The sequence below is a fragment of the Prevotella sp. P4-51 genome (assembly GCF_002251455.1).
In the GTDB taxonomy this organism is placed as follows: Bacteria; Bacteroidota; Bacteroidia; order Bacteroidales; family Bacteroidaceae; genus Prevotella.
The window spans coordinates 103,100-121,702 of record NZ_NPJM01000059.1; the positions used below are offsets into that span (position 1 = coordinate 103,100).

General features: G+C 54.8%; 16 protein-coding genes and 1 riboswitch. Of the genes, 6 read left to right on the forward strand and 10 right to left on the reverse strand.

What is annotated here, in order from left to right:
• Window positions 1-43: 43 nt before the first annotated feature.
• Window positions 44-259: riboswitch (cobalamin riboswitch) on the reverse strand.
• Between the two features lie 124 nt (window positions 260-383).
• Window positions 384-1,175, reverse strand: coding sequence for a hypothetical protein (locus CIK94_RS09810; protein ID WP_094422881.1), 792 nt, complete (start codon window positions 1,173-1,175; stop codon window positions 384-386).
• Between the two features lie 326 nt (window positions 1,176-1,501).
• Between CIK94_RS09810 and CIK94_RS09815 the strand changes: the two genes are divergently transcribed.
• Entirely contained in the window at window positions 1,502-2,359 is an 858-nt protein-coding gene (locus tag CIK94_RS09815; protein WP_336385641.1) for a hypothetical protein, read from the forward strand.
• A 48-nt stretch (window positions 2,360-2,407) separates the two neighbouring features.
• On the opposite strand, the gene CIK94_RS14090 is transcribed toward CIK94_RS09815, so the two are convergent.
• The 9 genes from CIK94_RS14090 to CIK94_RS09855 all read right to left on the reverse strand — a co-directional run bounded on the left by CIK94_RS14090 (window position 2,408) and on the right by CIK94_RS09855 (window position 10,056).
• A complete protein-coding gene (locus tag CIK94_RS14090; protein WP_144007774.1) occupies window positions 2,408-2,665 on the reverse strand; it encodes a hypothetical protein in 258 nt (85 codons plus the stop codon).
• A 68-nt stretch (window positions 2,666-2,733) separates the two neighbouring features.
• Window positions 2,734-3,201 carry a preQ(1) synthase gene (gene queF / locus CIK94_RS09820; protein ID WP_022311619.1) on the reverse strand — a complete coding sequence of 156 codons (468 nt, stop codon included), beginning with the start codon at window positions 3,199-3,201 and terminating at the stop codon, window positions 2,734-2,736.
• Window positions 3,201-3,890 (reverse strand): queuosine precursor transporter, encoded by a 690-nt coding sequence (locus CIK94_RS09825; RefSeq protein WP_094422975.1) that lies wholly within the window; start codon window positions 3,888-3,890, stop codon window positions 3,201-3,203. The genes queF and CIK94_RS09825 overlap by 1 nt, the downstream gene beginning before the upstream one ends.
• Before the next feature lie 109 nt (window positions 3,891-3,999).
• Window positions 4,000-5,091: a glycosyltransferase gene (locus tag CIK94_RS09830; protein ID WP_094422883.1), complete on the reverse strand. Its 1,092-nt coding sequence runs from the start codon at window positions 5,089-5,091 to the stop codon at window positions 4,000-4,002.
• 5 nt (window positions 5,092-5,096) lie between these two features.
• Window positions 5,097-6,059, reverse strand: coding sequence for a glycosyltransferase (locus CIK94_RS09835; protein WP_094385039.1), 963 nt, complete (start codon window positions 6,057-6,059; stop codon window positions 5,097-5,099).
• Window positions 6,023-6,904, reverse strand: a complete 882-nt coding sequence (locus tag CIK94_RS09840) for a glycosyltransferase family 2 protein (RefSeq protein ID WP_094422885.1) — start codon at window positions 6,902-6,904, stop codon at window positions 6,023-6,025. Before CIK94_RS09840 ends, CIK94_RS09835 begins: the two co-directional genes overlap by 37 nt.
• Window positions 6,901-8,217 carry a tRNA lysidine(34) synthetase TilS gene (tilS, locus tag CIK94_RS09845; RefSeq protein ID WP_094422886.1) on the reverse strand — a complete coding sequence of 439 codons (1,317 nt, stop codon included), beginning with the start codon at window positions 8,215-8,217 and terminating at the stop codon, window positions 6,901-6,903. Before tilS ends, CIK94_RS09840 begins: the two co-directional genes overlap by 4 nt.
• Window positions 8,207-9,394 (reverse strand): class I SAM-dependent rRNA methyltransferase, encoded by a 1,188-nt coding sequence (locus tag CIK94_RS09850; RefSeq protein WP_022311625.1) that lies wholly within the window; start codon window positions 9,392-9,394, stop codon window positions 8,207-8,209. Before CIK94_RS09850 ends, tilS begins: the two co-directional genes overlap by 11 nt.
• Window positions 9,394-10,056: a 3'-5' exonuclease gene (locus CIK94_RS09855; protein ID WP_094422888.1), complete on the reverse strand. Its 663-nt coding sequence runs from the start codon at window positions 10,054-10,056 to the stop codon at window positions 9,394-9,396. The genes CIK94_RS09850 and CIK94_RS09855 overlap by 1 nt, the downstream gene beginning before the upstream one ends.
• 83 nt (window positions 10,057-10,139) lie before the next feature.
• Between CIK94_RS09855 and CIK94_RS09860 the strand changes: the two genes are divergently transcribed.
• The 5 genes from CIK94_RS09860 (at window position 10,140) to CIK94_RS09880 (ending at window position 18,469) form a co-directional block, all read left to right on the forward strand.
• On the forward strand, window positions 10,140-10,463 hold the full coding sequence (locus CIK94_RS09860; RefSeq protein ID WP_094385030.1) for a hypothetical protein: 324 nt from the start codon (window positions 10,140-10,142) through the stop codon (window positions 10,461-10,463).
• Window positions 10,464-10,488: 25 nt separating this feature from the next.
• Entirely contained in the window at window positions 10,489-12,270 is a 1,782-nt protein-coding gene (locus CIK94_RS09865; RefSeq protein WP_094385028.1) for a biotin/lipoyl-binding protein, read from the forward strand.
• Window positions 12,263-12,796 (forward strand): HD domain-containing protein, encoded by a 534-nt coding sequence (locus CIK94_RS09870; protein WP_094422891.1) that lies wholly within the window; start codon window positions 12,263-12,265, stop codon window positions 12,794-12,796. Before CIK94_RS09865 ends, CIK94_RS09870 begins: the two co-directional genes overlap by 8 nt.
• A gap of 59 nt (window positions 12,797-12,855) precedes the next feature.
• Window positions 12,856-15,681, forward strand: a complete 2,826-nt coding sequence (locus CIK94_RS09875; protein ID WP_022311630.1) for a putative LPS assembly protein LptD — start codon at window positions 12,856-12,858, stop codon at window positions 15,679-15,681.
• 202 nt (window positions 15,682-15,883) lie between these two features.
• Window positions 15,884-18,469, forward strand: coding sequence for a C10 family peptidase (locus tag CIK94_RS09880; protein ID WP_094422893.1), 2,586 nt, complete (start codon window positions 15,884-15,886; stop codon window positions 18,467-18,469).
• The last annotated feature ends 134 nt before the right edge of the window (window positions 18,470-18,603 follow it).

Below are 18,603 nucleotides of genomic sequence, written 5' to 3' on the forward strand. Positions count from 1 at the left end.
CATTACTGTCAGCATGTCGCCTGTCCTCGCAGACCATACACCTTATTATATATATAGCAACGGCAGGTATTCTGACTCACACCTCTGTCATCGCAGTGATGACCACTGGCAAACCGTCTTCCCGAAAAAATGTCAGTGACGTGATGGTTTGCCCGCCTCGCCTGTCGAGGCCGCAGGTGTTCACAGCAGCGGGACTGTTCGGGAGTTTCACCCGATTCCCTTTTTAATCAATCTATGAACCAATTGCTTGTGCAAAGTTAATGCAAGTCATAGACAATACAAAGGAAAACCGTAGTTTTTTTTCATTTTCCATTGTCCACACCCCGACAGCCTCTGCCCAAGCCATTGTTGTCCAGCCTTTCACAGCATACGCCGCCAGTGCGTCAATTGCCGTCACCGCCCGCATGGTCACAGTCGCAGAGACGCATATTGGCCATATTCTCCACATAGGAAACGGCTTTATTGATGTCTATCATTATCGCCTCGAGCTCTATATGGATTTCCACAACGCTGATGAAGAACAGCTGCAGGTAAGCATCGTCGGTCTGCGACTCGCAGCATGTCAGGAAGTCTTCGTCAGATAGGGTTAGGCTAAAGCCTTGGTCTGTATAGGGCAGCAGGGTGAGCATTGCCTTGCAGGTCTCGCGGCGTATGGCGGCAATGGCACCAAGCGGACTCATGGCACTCGTGGCCTCACCGGCAGCGCCAGCCAACGGGCTGCCAGGACACAGCGCCTGTATTGCTTTGCTGGCATCCATAGGACTGAGCTCGCTATCTGCAAGACTTGCCACATACTTGTTGTACGACATACACAGGTTGGCATAGGCATTGACGAGGTTTTTCACTTCATCTTCATCAACCTGGCCCGACGCAAGGGACTCTTGCTGGTGCTGGCGGGCCAGACTGTAGAGGCGCCCAAATGCCGGGGATGCACCAGAGAATACATCCACCCACACCAGCGGGCAGTAATACTGGAGATAACGCTGGACAGCCGACGGCTGCAGCCACGAATACTCTACTCCTTCGACCTCTCTCACCTCATCGGGAGAGACCAGGCTCCGGCAGACTTTATCTATGCTGGGCAGATGGGCAAAGGTGAGTCTGTCCTTGATGTCATCAAACTGCCGTTGATCCTGCTCGCGCCACCAGTGAGATTGCGGGGCGCCATCCAGCACTTGATGTCATGTTGTTCGAGCAGAAGGCAGACGGCTTGGGCTGCGTCAGACTGAGCCGACGAATAGCTGATGAATATATCGTGGGTCATAGCGGCAAAAATTATGGTTGATAGTTACGGTTCTACAAAAGTAAAACTTTTTCAGTAGAAACAGGCTTAAACGGAGAGAAATATTACAACGCGGGTGAAAATAATTGGAATGACGGCAACCGCTGTTACAGCAAGAGGGGTGGCAATGACGGTGGCTGCCAGTCTTTTTTTCAGCAAATCACTTGGTGCATACGCGCATAATCACTACCTTTGCATAGACAATAGACAACGGCAAGAATGATGAAAAGTAGAATTGCGATAATCGGCATAGCCCTGGCAACGATGGCCATCATGGCCTGCTCGGGCAACAGTGACAACGGCACCAAGGGAGCCAAGTTGGGCGCCTCTACCGACGAGCTCAAACTCAGCGGCGACAAGACCGTATATGGTCTGGCGTGCGACGGATGCACCGACTCGGTGGTGCTGCTTCTGCCCAACGACGGCAGCGACCCCATACGTTTCAACGTGATAGAGGCCACACGCCGCGGCAAGATTATGGGACAGCTCAAAGTGGGCGACTGGATAGGCGTGGTGACCAACAAGGAAGACTCTACCGTGGCAGACATGGTGATAGACCTGGACCAGCTCAAGGGAATATGGTGCTATATCGTCATGCCCAAGCTGAAGGACTATGAGCAGATGAGCCCTCGCCTGCAGAAGCGTATCATGAGAGATATGCCCGATTCCATCAAGAAGACTTACCTTATACCACGTGAATACGGGTTCTGGATGAAGCGCCAGTGGTCGTGCATGAGCGTGGGATATGTGCGCGAACAGACTTCGCTCGAAGAGGAGAGCCCCGTGGTCTATCCGCCATTGGGTTACTTCACCGCATGGCACATCTGGAACGGCTATCTGGTCATCACCGCCGGCACGCCGAAGATGGGCAAGGACAACAAACTGGAGGTGACAGACCTGGTCAATGACACCTGCACCATAGACTACTTCAAGGGCGACTCGCTGGTGCTGACCAGCGGCGGAGTGACGCGCAGCTACTATCGCAAGAACAACATTGAGGACATCAACAAGAAGGCCAAGGCGATAGCCAGCATGCAGGCCAAGAAGGCGCTGAAGGAGGCGACCACAGCACAATAGACTGGGCACAGGGAGGCCATCTCCCCTACCCCCGCAGCCTCATCGCAATCAGAGCACTACCCACCGGGTGGTGCTCTGATTGTTTATGGCGCGGCAGAGACCGTCACGACGCATAAGGAGCACGCAGACTGCGGCGTAGAGGGCGCGGTTGCCGGCTCGTAACGGAAGGTACGTGGGCTCGTGACTTACGATACGTAAGCACGTGCCGTAAATCACGAGCCCACGTAACATAAGATACGAGCCAGCCGATGCCACTGCCACGCCGCCAGCGCGGGTAGCGAGAAGAGGCAGAGACGCTCCAGCCACAAATGACAATCGCCGCAAGCAATATGAAGAATGCTTGCGGCGATTGGGATAGTGTGGCTGGCGCGCTGTTATTTATCACCCATGTCGTGATGGATGAAGCGCTGCTCGGCCAGCTGCTCATACTTGGTGCCGGGCTTGCCATAGTTGGCATAGGGATAGATGCTTATGCCGCCACGGGGAGTGAAGAGACCTGTCACCTCGATATACTTGGGCTCCATCAGGCGGATGAGGTCTTTCATGATGACATTGACACAGTCCTCATGGAAGTCGCCGTGATTGCGGAAGCTGAAGAGATAGAGCTTAAGGCTCTTGCTCTCTACCATCTTGATATCCGGGATATATGAGATGCGTATCTCTGCAAAGTCGGGCTGCCCTGTAATGGGGCAGAGTGATGTGAACTCGGGGCAGTTGAACCTTACCCAATAATCATTGCCCGGATGCTTGTTGACAAAGGTCTCCAACACCTCTGGGGCATAATCGTCGGCATACTTGGTAGCCGAACCCAGCTGTTTCAGTCCGTCTTTAGTTCTGTCCATTAGAAATTGAAAATTTTTAATACGTTATAGTCTACACCCTCGTCATAGACATCCTCGCCCTCATAGGCCTTGACCCAGCGCACCACACGGATGGTAAGAGGCAGCACCACAATCTCGTAGGCAGTCTTGAGCACCACCTGCATAAACATCAGCACGGGTATCTCGCTCAAGGGTATCACACCCCAGAACGCCAGCGGGAAAAAGATGAGGGAGTCGGCACTCTCGCCAGCCACCGTACTCAGGATGGCGCGCAGCGAGAACCTATGGCCGTTGGAACTGATCTTCATGCGGCTCATCACATAGGCGTTGGCAAAAGAGCCCACGATGAAGGCGGCAAACGAGGCCGCTGCCACGCGCGGAGCCAAGCCGAAGATGGCATGGAAACCCTGGTCATTGGTCCAGTAGGGTGCGCCGGGTATCCAGTCGCACAGGGCACCCACCAGGGTGAAGAAGAAGTTCATGGCGAAGCCTATCCAGATGAGGAGGCGAACCTTGCGGTAGCCCCACACCTCGCATACGCAGTCGTTGATGATATAACTGATTGGGAACACAAGCAGTCCACCGGTAACGCTGAACTCTCCCATCGCTATCTGCTTTGTCGCAAACACGTTTGACGCAATCAGGCAAACGCAGAAGAGTATGCCGAAAAGCATAAAGAGCATACTCACACTCTGTCTTTTATTATTCATATTCTTGTTTTGATAAAGGGGGTTGAGCAAGTACCCCTGTCTGTTACGGAGTGCAAAGTTACGAATAAAAGATTGGACTGTCAAGATTTCGGCCTACTTTTTTCATTCGCTATAGCAAACTCTGATAGAAGTCTTCGTACTGGCGCGCCACCTTAATATAATCATGGTGGCGGTGGATATAGTCTACGCTCTGCTCTCTGAGCCGGACAACCTCGTGGGGATGGGTGACGAGATATTCGAGCTGTTCGACCACACTCTCGTAAGTGGGCTGGACATTGACGATGGGTCGCAGCTGGGTCTCGCCCAGTATCTCGTAGTGTTCGGGTTCGCCTCCGCCCACGCACACCACGCCGTGGGCCATCGCCTCAAGGGGATTCATCGACGGCGTGTAGCTGTAGAGCTGGTCGAGCAGCACATCCTGGTCGTGCAGAAGGCGCACATACTCGTCGAAAGGCAGGCTCTCGGCCACGGTCAGCGTCATCTCCTCGGGGTGACGGGCAGCCACGTCCTGCGCAGCACGCAGCATGATGTCGGTGCCCTTATAGACCGAGCGACTGCGGTTGATGCCGATAAAGACCTTGAGCCTGTCGTGGGGTTGCAGAGCGGGCTGAGCGTCGCAGCGTATGGGGTAAGGGATGAAGGAGAGTTTATGGGGGAAGTGGGGATGATAGCATACCCAGTCTTCGTAGAGACCGGCGACGATGCCGTCGCAGTCTGCGGCTATCATCTGGTTGAGCCGTCCCTTGGCGGTGTCTATCCAGTCGTCGATATGCACCTGTGCCTCGGGGTCTGTACGCACCTGGTCGCCGAAGTTGAAGTCACTATAACGCAGCGGCTTGCGGGTAATGCACTCGTGGACCCAATAGTAATCCATGCCAAAGGCACCGAGGACCACCCTACGGTTATGGCGGCGCAGATAGCGATAGACGGGCTGGATGCGCTCGGCCTTGAGCTCAAGGAACATGGGGTTGATAAGCTGCACCACATCATAGCCCCGCAGCCGTGGCAACAAGGTGCAGAGTCGCATAAGGTAACAGAGGCCTCCCCACCAGCCCGGACGACGCACGAGGGAGAGGTCGCGGGGATAGTCTTTCCAGAAGTCGCCGTTGGACAAGACGGTGACCTGATGGCCCAACTGGCGCAGGCCGCAAGCCAGGGTCCAGTGTACATTGCTGTATTCGCCGATGAGGAGTATGCGCATAATCGTTATCTTACTATATGTAACAGCAGGCTGCGTCCCATCTTGGACTGGACGAGCCGGCGGAACATCCAATACTTGCGGGTGTAACGCTTGTCGGGCAGCGGATAGAGTCCCTGCTGCTCGAGCGTGGCAATGGCGTCGTCGAGGCGCTGGCGGCTGTGGGTAAGCTGGATGGTATTGTAGAGGTAGTCCATCGTGAGCTGGGCGACGCGACGGGCGAGAGCCTGGCGGTCGGTCTCGGGCATGGTGGCAGCCATCTGCTGCAGGCGCAGGATGACAGCCAGCGAGTCGGAGAGCCGCTTGTCGATGTGGTTGGCGGCATCGGCGTGCATGATGGAACCTCGGCGCTGACGGTAGTAGTATGCCTTGGCGTCGGTATAAAACAGGCGCTCGGCACGGAGGATGAGCTGGGGCGTAAATTCCTCGTCTTCGTGCAGGATGCCGGCTGTGAAGCGCAGAGAGCCCAACAGCTCGCGGCTGAAGATATAGCCACAGGCTGTGCCGTGGAGGTTGTGACCCTGCATATACTCGCTGCCCGACATGGGACCTTCATAAGAATAAGGTGTAGCTACCGAGGAGCGGGTGGAGAAGTCGAACAAGACCATGTCGGGGTTATGATAACGCACGAGGTCGAGGCAATGCTCGTAGGGAATACGCAGAAGATAGTCGTCGCCATCGACAAACTGGATGTAGCGGCCGGTAGCCACTCTGATACCCATATTGCGGGCGCAGGCAAGGCCGCTGTTGGGCTGGCGCAGATAGATAATCTGGTCTTTTACGTCATCGATATCGGTGATGGCGGGCAGCTTGGAGCCGTCGTCGATGACGATGACTTCGCGCTCGCCAGGCTGGAAAGCCAAGGAGAAGATGGCGGTGACGCACTCGCGCAACATATCGGCGGGCAGGTCGTAGCAGGTGATGACAAAGGTCATCAGTGGCGTGGCCGGAGCAGTTGGTGTAGTCGGCATAAGAATCTGAATCCTAATAATCGGTTAATCAATAACTTGGGAGTATGCCAGTAAGGCAGCCGGGGCAGCGAAGGCACACGGCCGGTGGCGTGGTAAACATCGAGGGCGACATTGACCACATGGGCATAATAGTCGGCGTTGCTCACCAGGGGCAGCACATAGCAATGGGCAGCAAGCAGCAGGGAGAGGTCGGCACCGGTGGCGGTGCGGGTGATGCCCTGCGGATTGTCGTAGTAACGATAGAGGCCCGTGGTGACGGTGGCTATCGCGCGGCAATGGGGCAGCAGGCGCGGCAGAAGCCAGGCGTCTTCAAACGTAAGTCCTTCGGGGAAGAGGCAATGGTCGAAGAGGCTGCGGCGGAACACCTTGTTCCAGGCGTATGTATGGGTATAGGCACGGGCGTCAAGCCAGTAACGGCGCCAGTCGGTATAGACGGCATCGGCCAACGCAAGCTGGTGGCAGCGCGGCGAGCCATAGTGTATCTCTACGGGATATTCGACGAGGTCGTAGTCGGGATGGGCGGCGAGCAGGGCAAGCAGCGGGGGCAGCGTATGGGGCTGGAGCACATCGTCGCTGTCGACAAAGGTGACGTAGGGCGCATGGCTGCGGGCGATGCCGGAGTTGCGGGCGGCACTGAGACCGCGATTGGGTTGGTGGACGACGCTGATGCGGTCGCTACGCTCTGCCCACCGGTCGCACAGATCACCACAGGCGTCGGGCGAACCATCGTCGACGAGGATGAGTTCGCAACCGTCAGCCTGGCTGAACACGCTCTCGACACAGCGGTCAAGGGTGGCAGCGGTCTTGTAGACGGGGATGATGACAGTTAGGACAAGGGGTGTCATGGGCGTATGTATGTGAGCTGTATATATCGTCGTGTGTCGGCGGTGATGCGGCAACGGTGGTCGGGGCGTTCGCCCACAAGCCACACCACACGGTCGCGGGCATCGGTAACGACCAGCTGGCGCCGCTTCTCGATGAGATTGCGCTTGCGGTCGGTGAGGTAGTCGCTTACGAGCTTGCTCCCGCGCATGCCAAGGGGCGTGAAGCGGTCGCCCTGATGCACTCGGCGCAAGGTGAGGGGCAATTCGACGGCTGTGGCGTCGAGCATCACGCTCAGCGGGTCACGGGAAATGGGCATATCGGGGGTATAGGGCGCCAGCTCCACCTTCAGCCGCTCGCCCGAAGAGATGAGGTATGTACCTGCCTCGGGCATTACCACGGGCTGGGGAGCCTGGGGTTCAAGCGGGGCGATGACCAGGGCGTCGCGAGAGGTCACCACAATGTGTGTAGACGACTGCCACTCCATGCCGGGACGGCCGTCGATGGCTGCCGCCATATCCTCGACCTGCACGGGGGTAAAGCCGAGCGGTGCCAGGCGATGCCAGAGCACATACTCGGCAGACGCCTCGCTGCGCAACATGGCAAAGGACAGAGTGTCGCCCTGATAACGGTCGTGGATGACAGGGGAATTGGCCATGCGGACAGCCTCGGTGAGGCGGAGCGAGGTCTGGTAGATGCTGTCGACAACCGAGGGGTTGATGGTCTGCAACAGGGGGATGACATCGAGTCTCACCTTGTTGCGCTTGACGTCGTTGACGAGATTGGTGCTGTCGGTGACATATCCCTCACCCTGCTCGCTGAGCCACTCTTCGATGTCGCGGCGGCTCACGGAAAGCAGCGGACGCACCACATGACCATTGCGGGGAGCGATGCCGGTGAGTCCGTCGATGCCGGTACCCCGGATGAGATTGAGGAGCACGGTCTCGACGCTGTCTTCGCGATGATGGGCCACACACACGGTGGCGGCACCGATGGAGAGGCGCAACTGCTCGAAATAACCATAACGCAAATCGCGTGCAGCCATCTCTATGCTCACCTTATGGAGGTCGGCATAGGCACGGGTGTCAAAGTGGGCAAGATGAAGAGGGATGGCGTGACGGCGACAGAGGTCGATGCAGAACTGCTCATCGCGATTGGACTCGTCGCCACGGAGGTGGAAGTTGCAGTGAGCCGCCTCAACCTGATAACCCAGCCGTCGGAGCACCAGCAGCAGACAAACGCTGTCGGCGCCACCCGAGAGGGCTATCAGATGTGTGTCGCCCGGAGACAGGAGGTCATGGGCGGCGATGAATTGGCTTACTTCTTTATTCAACATAGAGTACCAGTCCCTTCAGGTATTCACCCTCGGGGTGATAGATATTGATGGGATGGTCGGCAGGCTGGTGCAACTGATGCAGGATGCGCACCTTGCGGCCGGCTTGGGCGGCTGCCGTGAAGACAGCGTTGCGGAAATTATCTTTGGTAACGACCTGCGAACAGCTGAAGGTGAACAGGATGCCACCTGGCTTGATGCGTTCGAAGCCCTTAACGTTAAGTCGGGTGTAGCCTTTCAATGCATTATGGAGCGCAGCACGATGTTTGGCAAAGGCAGGAGGATCAAGAATGATGAGGTCGTACTTCTTGTCGTTGGCATCGAGATACTTGAAGGCGTCATCGCAGAATGCCTCGTGACGGGCGTCACCAGGGAAGTTGAGGGCGACATTGCGGTTGGTAAGCTCGATGGCCTTGGCGCTGCTGTCGACCGAGTGGACGGCTTGCGCACCGCCTCGCATGGCATAGACAGAGAAGCCTCCAGTGTAGCAGAACATATTGAGAACCGTGCGGCCACGGGCATACTGCTCGAGAAGTGAACGGTTTTCGCGCTGGTCGACAAAGAAACCGGTCTTCTGGCCCTTGAGCCAATCGACATGGAAGCGAAGGCCGTTCTCGACAGCGGTATTGTCGTCGCTGCCACCATATATAAATCCGTTCTCCTGACGCAGGTCGGCCTTGAAGGGCAGCGTGGTCTCGCTCTTGTAATAGACATTCTCGATGCGGTGGCCCATCACGCGGACCAAGGCGTCGCACACAGCCTGGCGGCTCACGTGCATACCCACACTGTGGGCCTGCATCACGGCAGTGGCACCATAACAGTCGATGACAAGACCAGGCAGATTGTCGCCCTCACCGTGTACGAGTCGGTAGGTATTGTTGCGCTCGTTGTCGGCTATGCCTATGGCTATACGCATCTGCAGCGCCGAAGCCAAGCGGCTCTCCCAGAACTCGGCGTCAATCTCGACCTGACGGAAGGACAACACTCTGACGGCGATGGAACCTATCTGATAGTGGCCACAGGCGAGGAAATCGCCCGATGAGGAAAAAACGTTGACGATGTCGCCCTCGCCTATCCCCTCGTCCATGCGCATGATAGCGCCCGAGAATATCCAGGGATGGAAACGGCGCAGGCTTTCTTCCTTGCCTCGCTTGAGTATGACGGATGGATATTGTGGCATTATGCTTCTGTATTTATGGGTTTGCGTTCTTGTTTCGGAGCGGGCTCTTCGACGGTCACCAGCTCATAGTCGCCGGTCTCGGCGAGACGGCAGATTTCCTCGTAGAGGCGGATGCAGGTCCAGGCGTCGGTGGCGGCATAGAGACACTGGCGGTTGGTAAGCGCGTCGGCCTCCCAGTTGGTGAGCCGCTGGCGCTTGCTAATCTTCTCGTGGAAGAGGTTGGCATAGAGCTTCTGCAGCGACTGGTCCTGGATGCCCAGGCGACCTACCTCGTTCTGCAAATCGACAAACATACCTGGCTTGAAGTCGGCGCGGTGGTGCAGAGACAGCAAGTCGTTGCTCAGCGACAGTCCCACCATGGGCACCATGGTATTCTCCAACAGACGAATGATAGCTGGCGTCACGCCGATGCGGTTGAGGCGAAACAGAAAACAGGTATCGTGAGTCGAAACCTGAAGCAGCGCCACCTTGTAGGTCTTTCCCTTGCGGAAGGCGGGGCGTGTCTCGGTGTCAATGCCCAATATGGGCTGCGTCAACAGATAATCGACGGCGCGCTCGGCCTCACCCGCTGTGAGGATGGTGATAATGCGCCCTGGAAACTCGACCACGGGAAGAGCCGTAATCAGAGTTTTGTCAAACTTGGTATAAATTGTTTTCTTCATTCTTGGTTTGTCTGTCAGTTATGTAAGACTCTGCCGCCACCCTGACAAGGGAAGACGAGGCGTTCCTCATCTGCGGCACTCTCATGGATAAAGGGATGCCCACGGCAAAAGTCGCCGCAAAGTTACTCATAAATTATGAGAAACAGGGAGGAAGCGACTATTTTTTTATAAATAAAGCCACGGCAGAGGGCGACAGCGAGGGCAAGAAGGGGGATAACCCGCCTGCAACGCGGCACAATGGGGGCGCTGACGATAACAAAAACAAGGAGAAAAGAAAGCCAAATGAGCGGGCTGGAAGTCAACAATGGAAGCGAAATGGGACAATTAAATTCCACCAAAGAACAAAAAAAAGCAGCAATCATGAGCTAATTGGTTTTTTTTGTATAATTTTGCACCTTGAAATATAGTGATATTAAAAATATTATCGATAATATGAAGAAGAAAATTCAGTTCAGTCTCGTGTATAGAGATATGTGGCAGAGCTCTGGTAAGTTCCAGCCACGCAAGGATCAGTTGGAGCGCATCGCTCCGGTAATCATTGAGATGGGTTGCTTCAGTCGCGTGGAGACCAACGGTGGTGCCTTTGAGCAAGTGAACCTTCTGGCCGGCGAGAATCCTAACGACGCCGTGCGCGCATTCTGCAAACCTTTCAATGAGGTGGGCATCCAGACCCACATGCTTGACCGCGGTCTCAACGCGCTGCGCATGTATCCCGTGCCCGACGATGTACGCGCTCTGATGTACAAGGTTAAGGCCAAGCAGGGTACCAACATCACCCGTATCTTTGACGGTCTGAACGACGTTCGCAATATCAAGCCCTCTATCAAGTGGGCCAAGGAGGGCGGCATGATTCCCCAGTGCGCTCTGTGTATAACTACATCTCCCGTACATACTCTTGAATATTACAACAATATCGCCGATGAGTTGATAGAGGCTGGTGCCGAGGAAATCTGTTTGAAGGACATGGCCGGTATCGGTCAGCCCGCATTCCTGGGCAAGCTCACCAAGATGATTAAGGACAAGCATCCCGAAATCATCATCCAGTATCACGGCCACTCTGGTCCCGGCCTGTCTATGGCCAGCATCCTTGAGGTCTGCAACAACGGTGCCGACATCATCGACGTAGCCATCGAGCCGCTGTCATGGGGTAAGGTGCATCCAGACGTAATCTCTGTCATCAGCATGCTCAAGAACGAGGGCTTCGAGGTACCCGAAATCAACATGAGTGCCTACATGAAGGCTCGCGCTCTTACCCAGGAGTTTATCGACGAGTGGCTCGGCTACTTCATCAACCCCGGTAACAAGATTATGTCTTCGCTCCTGCTCGGCTGCGGTCTGCCCGGCGGTATGATGGGTTCTATGATGGCCGACCTCGGCGGTATGCGCACCACCATCAACAACGTACGCAAGAAGAAGGGTGAGGACGAGCTGTCTATGGACGACCTGCTCATCAAGCTCTTCGATGAGGTTGAATATGTATGGCCTCGCGTAGGCTATCCTCCACTGGTTACTCCTTTCAGCCAGTATGTCAAGAACATCGCGCTGATGAACCTGCTGACTATCGAGCAGGGCAAGGGCCGCTTTGTGATGATGGACGAGGCTATGTGGGGTATGATTCTCGGCAAGAGTGGCAAGATTCCTGGCACCATCGCTCCCGAGCTGGTAGAGCTGGCTCAGAAGCAGGGCCGAGAGTTTACCGATGTCGACGCCCACACACTGCTCACCGACGCCCTCGATGACTTCCGCAAGGAGATGGACGAGAACGGTTGGGAGTATGGTCAGGACGATGAGGAGCTGTTCGAGTTGGCTATGCACCCCGAGCAGTATCGCAACTTCAAGAGCGGCCAGGCCAAGAAGAACTTCCTCGCCGACCTGCAGAAAGCCAAAGATGCAAAGATGGGAAGCCAGTTGAGCGCCGAGCAGTTGGCTGCTTTCAAGCACGCAAAGGCCGATGCAATCGTATGTCCGGTCAAGGGACAGCTGTTCTGGGAATTCCAGGGCGACGGCGAGGCTGCTCCTGCTGTTGAGCCATTCATCGGCAAAGAATACAAGGAAGGCGACGCATTCTGCTACATACAGGCTCCTTGGGGCGAGTTTGTTGAGGTCAAGGCAGACCTTGGCGGCAAACTCGTAGAGATTAACGCCAAGCAGGGCGCCAAGGTTCGCAAGGGCGACGTGATAGCTTATATTCAGCGCCCCGAGGCAGATGCATAATCAGATAATAGACAAATACTATCCGGAGGACAACAACCTCCGGAATATACTCATTACGCACAGCACGCTCGTTATGCAGCGTGCTGTGCGCATTTGTGATGCCCATCCCGAACTGCACATCGAACGCCAGTTTGTCATCGAGGCTGCCATGCTCCACGACATCGGCATCTTCCGCTGCCATGCGCCGTCGATACACTGCATGGGCGACGAGCCCTACATCTGTCATGGACGGATAGGAGCCGAACTCATGCGCGCCGAAGGTTATCCGCGACACGCCCGGGTATGCGAGCGCCACACTGGAGCCGGACTTACCAAGCACGACATCATCAGCCAGAAGCTGCCGTTGCCCGAAGAGGACTTTCTGCCCGAAACCATCGAGGAGAAGGTCATCTGCTATGCCGACAAGTTCTACTCCAAGACCCATCTCAACCACGAAAAGAGTTTCGAAGAGGCCCTTCGCAGTCTCCAGAAGTTCGGAGAAGAGGGCGTTTTGCGCTTCCGCGAATGGAAAAATCTCTTCGAATAGCGTTAAAATTGAGAAAACAGATAGTAATTAGTCATTAATTCTTTAACTTTGCAGTCTTAATGAAGACTAAAACGCTTATAGTAATCTTCCTGTTTGCCATCATCTTTGTGATGGCCAAGACCACCACACCCTCGGGTCAGAAGCGAAACAGGAAGGTGAAAAACGACACCATCGCCCTGAAAGACTCCATTAAGAAAGACATCACCCCCACCCTTCCCGCCATTGATACCACCAAGATGGACTCGCTCCAACTGGCCATATATCACCACAACAAAGCCATCGACGACTCGATACGCCTCGACTCTATCAACCGAGCCAAGAAGAACGGTATCGACGCACCGGTAAGCTACAAGGGCAACGACTCGCTGGTCTACGACGCCAAAGCCAAGCGTGCCTATATCTACGGCGAGGCCAATGTGAAGTACGAGAACATGGACCTGACCAGCGACCGCATCGCCTTGAGCATGGACAGCAGTCTGGTACACGCCGTGGGTACCCCCGATTCGCTCGAGAAGGGCGGCATACGCAACAAGCCGGTATTCAAGATGGGCGACACCGAATACCAGAGCGATACCATGGCCTTCAACTTCAAGACCAAGAAGGGCTTTATCAATAATGTGACCACCCACCAGGAGGAAGGCTATCTCAGCAGCCAGTTGTCCAAGCGCAACGACAAGGGAGAAATCTTCCTCAAGCATGGACGCTACACCACCTGCGACGCCGAGCACCCCGACTTCTACATCGCGCTGTCGCGAGCCAAGGTGCGCCCCGGCAAGGATGTGGTGTTCGGTCCCGCCTATCTCGTGGTGGCCGATGTGCCTCTGCCGCTGGCCATCCCCTATGGTTTCTTCCCCTTCAGCAAGAGCTATTCTTCAGGTTTCATCATGCCGAGCTATGGCGACGAGCAAGACCGTGGTTTCTATCTGCGCGATGCCGGTTACTACTTCGCCATGAGCGACAAGTGGGACCTCAAACTCTTGGGTGAGATTTATACCAAGGGCTCATGGGGACTCAGCGCAGCCTCCAACTACCGCAAGCGTTACAAATACAACGGTAGTTTCTTAGGTAGCTTCCAGGACACACGTACCGGCGACAAGGGAATGCCCGACTACTCCCGACAGACCAGCTTCAAGATACAGTGGAGTCACCGTCAGGATGCCAAGGCCAATCCGTTCAACACGCTGTCGGCAAGCGTCAACTTCGCCACAAGCAGCTATGAGCGCAACAACCTGTACAGTATGTACAATCCGCAGACCATGACGCAGAGCACGCGTACATCTTCGGTCAACTGGAGCACCACTTTCTCGAGCATAGGCATGACGCTGAGCTCGACAGTGAACCTCAACCAGAACATGCGCGATACCACCATCGCACTGACGCTGCCCGACATGAACATCTCCATCAGCCGCTTCTATCCCTTCCGTCGCAAGAACGCAGCCGGAAAGCAGCGCTGGTACGAGAAGATTTCGATGAGCTATACCGGACATATCACCAACTCCATCGACACCAAGGAAGACAAACTCATGTCGTCCAATCTGGCCAAGGACTGGCGCAACGGTATGCAGCACAATATCCCTATCCAGGGTACCTTCACCTTATTTAATTATATAAACGTCACCCCGGCGTTCAACTTCACCGACCGTACCTACCTGCGTAAGGTCAACAAGTCGTGGGACGAGGCCACCGGCACCGTGGTCAACGATACCATCAACGGACTGCACAACGTCTACAACTGGAACTTCGCCATGAGCGCCAGCACCAAGTTGTATGGTTTCTATGTGCCCAGCCGCAAGATTTTCGGTGACAAGGTACAGGCCATCCGCCACGTCCTCACCCCACAGGTCAGCTTCAGCTACGCCCCAGACTTCGGTGCGGCGCGCTACGGCTATTACCAGACCTACCAGCGCACCAATGCCGACGGTAGCGTAGACCTTGTCGAGTATTCTCCTTACGAGGGCTCGGCCTTCGGATACCCCACACGCGGAAAGACCGGCAACCTGTCGTTCAGCCTTGCCAACAACGTCGAGATGAAGATGAAGAGCGACAAGGACAGTACCGGCTTCAAGAAGGTGAGTATCATCGACAACTTTGCCCTGCAGATGTCTTACAACATGGCAGCCAAGGAGAAACCCTGGAGTGACCTGGGCATGGATATCCGTCTGAAATGGTGGAAGAACTATACCTTCAACATGCACGCAGTCTTCGCCACCTACGCCTACGAGCTCGACAAGAACGGCCGGCCTTACGTGGGCAACCACACAGAGTGGGGCTACGGACGCTTCGGACGCTTCCAGGGTATGTCGCAGAACTTCTCATTCACGCTCACACCAGAGAAACTGCGCAAACTCTTCAACGGCGGTGACGACGAAGAAGACAGCAAAGAAGAGAAGGAAGGCATCGACACCGGCATCGAAAGCAATGTCGACGACGACATGATAGAAGGACAGCGCGGAGCCAAGAAGCGCAAGGACACCGGAAAGGCTGCCACCGACGACGATGGCTACATGCTCTTCTCCATGCCCTGGTCGCTCACCGTGGGCTATGGTGTCACCATGAGCGAGAACCGCGACATCAAGAAGTTCAACTACAACAAGATGCGCTATCCCTACAAGTTCACGCAGACCGTCAACATGAGCGGCAACCTTCGCATCAGCGACGGGTGGAATATCAGTTTCTCGTCGGGTTACGACTTTGAGAACCACAAGATAAGCATGACCACCGCCTCGTTGCAGCGCGATTTGCACTGCTTCAACATGAGCTGTCAGGTGGTGCTCGCGCCATACACCAGCTATAACTTCTCGTTCCGTTGCAATGCCGCCACGCTTACCGACGCGCTCAAATACGACAAGCGCAGTGGTTATTCCAACGCCGTGCAGTGGTATTGATGTCACATTGACACCCCATAAGCATACACAATGCCTGTTCAGAAGAAAGGACATTATCCACGCGTTTTTTCTTCGGAACAGGCATTATAAATATCATCAAATACAAAAAAGCAGCTATTATTCAAAATTTTTTACTGATTTGGTATAGAAAGTATATAAATAATCGTATATTTGCAGTTGACTATAACCAAACTAACTCATTATGCAAAAGAAATCTTTACTCATTCTGATGCTTGTGCTCTTTGTGAAGCTGGCGGCTATAGCCGGTCCACGCTCATTCGTACAGGCGCAAAAGATTGCCGAGAACCAGGCTTCCCGACTCGGCATAGTGATAGACAGCAAGGCACGAGCCAAGGCCAGAGCCATCAATGGCGTTGACAGCCACCTCAAGCAGGTAGTCGACTACTACGTATTTCCCAACGGCGCCGACAAGGGTTTCACCATCGTGTCGGGCGATGACCGTATGCCCGAAATCGTGGGCTATGCCGACAGCGGAACCTACGACGAAAACCAGATGACCGAGGGTATGGCCATGTTTCTCGATAGTTACAAAGCTATGGCCGAAGCCGTCAAGGCTGGAGACCCCGCCGCACTGAGTTTGCTCAACGAGCACCGCGCCATGACCGCCTCGCCCAAGCGCGCGTCAGCAAAGGTAGCACCTCTGTTGGGCCAGATACAGTGGAACCAGGGCTATCCATACAACATGATGTGTCCCAAATACAACGGCAACGACCGTTCGGTGACAGGATGTGTAGCCACTGCCATGGCGCAGATTATGGCGTTCTGGAAATATCCCAAGAAACTCATGGCCGACATTCCCGCCTACACCACCAGAACCAACAAAATCAACATGCCAGGTATCTCCCAAGGCGCGACTTATGACTGGGACAACATGTTGCCACGATATGTAGAAGGCAACTATAAGATTGAACAAGCAGAGGCAGTAGCCAAGCTGATGCTGCATTGCGGCGCAGCGGTAGAGATGGACTACGGCAGCACGTCGGGAGCCGTAGTGAACTACTACCATTTGTCCAAATACTTCGGTTACGACGCCGACCTGCTTGCCGATGTTTTCCGTTCCAACTACAGCATAGCCGAATGGGCCGACCTCATAGACCGCGAGCTCAGCGCCGGACGTCCTATACTCTATGGAGGTTTCTCTTCCACCAGCGGCCATCAGTTTGTATGCGACGGAAGCAACGGTTCTGGACTTTACCACATCAACTGGGGCTGGGGCGGATATCAGAACGGATACTTCGACATTACCATCCTCAATCCCAAAAAGGGCGGCGCCGGCTCGGGCAATGCCCCCGATGGATACAACCGCAACTGCGATATGATTATCGGCATCCAGCCCGACAATGGCATTGTAGACGAGCCATTGGTATTTACACCCGCGTTGGAGGTATACAAATATACAAGCGATGATCTAAACACGTACTTCAACATCACCAAGGACACCCGTGCCAATGAGTCAGAGGCATTCAGCCTGTCTTTCGGCGACGCTCTGTTCCCCACCAGTGCAAATCCATTTAACGGCAAGTTTGCCTACGCCATCAGCGATGGCAAGGGCGGATATACCCTGATCAGCAATCCCAGGAACCTGAGCAATTTAAGCGGTGAATTTGTTGAGACCAACTTCAACTTCGCTCCCAAGAACGGCACCTACACCATCTACGGCGTCTATTGCAAAAAGGGCGAGACCACATGGCACAAGTGTTTATATATCAACGGCATGAAGCCCATTACCCTAATTGCTACAACCGATAAGCTGGCCAAGGCCAACTCCTTGCTCAGCGCCACCATAACACCCGCAGGTAAAATAGTCGGTCTGGAAAAGGCCACCTTCAACGTGGAGGTGACCAACAATGGCAACGAAGACTACATCGGACTTATAACGCTACATTCCGGCAGAAACGACCAGGATTACAATAACACCCCCGGAGGCGACTGCTACATCAGTGTGCCTGCCCACTCGACGATTACACGCCAAATCACTATACTTGTAGAAGTACCAGAAGGCGACTTCTACCTCAGGGTCAAGGACGATGCGGGCGAGGATATATCGGTGCCCCAGAAATTCACTGCCGAAATGACCACAAAGCCTGTCCTGGTACTTACGAACGTGGAGACCAACGTCACACCGGGCGACTACGAGACCGAGAACGCTTTCCGTTTCGGCAATAGGGTCAAAGCCCCCAAGATAAATGATGACTACGCCCTATTCAGGTATAAATTCAAAAATATAGGTGGTGCCGGTAAGGTGCAATACTTCATCTATTGCGAGGATGCAAGCGACGGCAGCAAAAAGTATTGGAAAGGTGGCTACAAGCAAATTGATGTGCCCAACGATGGTAGCGAACTCTATGTAGAAGAGACATGGAGCCCAGCAGAGGTAGGGTTTAACTTCATGATGGGCGGCATCGAGATGTCATATATCGACAACAACCTCAGCCCATTAATGTACGTAAACATGGAGAACTACTTCTATAATTTGGTGCTTGTAGAGGACGAGAGTCGGGGGTACAGACTGCCAGCCAATCTCCAGATTGTCTATGTGGCAGGCAAGCCCGTAGGCATCGACCATGTTGAGACCACCGGCGGCAAGGCAATCACTGGCGGCGAAGGCGAGATTATCATCCGTGCCGACAAGGCCGAGACCGTGGCCATCTACGGTATCGACGGCCGTCTGGTGCATCGCGTAAGTACCGAGGCTGGTGACACCAAGCGCGTAAGCGTGCCTGCGGGCATCTACATAGTCAAGGGTGCCAAGGTGGTGGTGCGCTGACCACATACGGCAAGACCATAGGCAAGAATCGAGGGCACCAACAGCAGCCCTCTCACAAACATAAGACAACAGCAGGCTCACCCGCCAATCAGGGAGAGCCTGCTGTTTCTGTTTATAGTAAGAGACGCCACCGT

Excerpts from the sequence above, each read along its gene's own strand:
- CIK94_RS09870 (WP_094422891.1), top strand. The coding sequence starts at position 12,263 with ATGCATAATCAGATAATAGACAAATACTATCCGGAGGACAACAACCTC.
- CIK94_RS09815 (WP_336385641.1), top strand. The coding sequence starts at position 1,502 with ATGATGAAAAGTAGAATTGCGATAATCGGCATAGCCCTGGCAACGATG.
- tilS (WP_094422886.1), bottom strand. The coding sequence starts at position 8,217 with ATGTTGAATAAAGAAGTAAGCCAATTCATCGCCGCCCATGACCTCCTG.
- CIK94_RS09850 (WP_022311625.1), bottom strand. The coding sequence starts at position 9,394 with ATGCCACAATATCCATCCGTCATACTCAAGCGAGGCAAGGAAGAAAGC.
- CIK94_RS09860 (WP_094385030.1), top strand. The coding sequence starts at position 10,140 with ATGGATAAAGGGATGCCCACGGCAAAAGTCGCCGCAAAGTTACTCATA.
- CIK94_RS09855 (WP_094422888.1), bottom strand. The coding sequence starts at position 10,056 with ATGAAGAAAACAATTTATACCAAGTTTGACAAAACTCTGATTACGGCT.
- CIK94_RS09875 (WP_022311630.1), top strand. The coding sequence starts at position 12,856 with ATGAAGACTAAAACGCTTATAGTAATCTTCCTGTTTGCCATCATCTTT.
- queF (WP_022311619.1), bottom strand. The coding sequence starts at position 3,201 with ATGGACAGAACTAAAGACGGACTGAAACAGCTGGGTTCGGCTACCAAG.
- CIK94_RS09825 (WP_094422975.1), bottom strand. The coding sequence starts at position 3,890 with ATGAATAATAAAAGACAGAGTGTGAGTATGCTCTTTATGCTTTTCGGC.
- CIK94_RS09840 (WP_094422885.1), bottom strand. The coding sequence starts at position 6,904 with ATGACACCCCTTGTCCTAACTGTCATCATCCCCGTCTACAAGACCGCT.
- CIK94_RS09865 (WP_094385028.1), top strand. The coding sequence starts at position 10,489 with ATGAAGAAGAAAATTCAGTTCAGTCTCGTGTATAGAGATATGTGGCAG.
- CIK94_RS09880 (WP_094422893.1), top strand. The coding sequence starts at position 15,884 with ATGCAAAAGAAATCTTTACTCATTCTGATGCTTGTGCTCTTTGTGAAG.
- CIK94_RS09830 (WP_094422883.1), bottom strand. The coding sequence starts at position 5,091 with ATGCGCATACTCCTCATCGGCGAATACAGCAATGTACACTGGACCCTG.
- CIK94_RS09835 (WP_094385039.1), bottom strand. The coding sequence starts at position 6,059 with ATGCCGACTACACCAACTGCTCCGGCCACGCCACTGATGACCTTTGTC.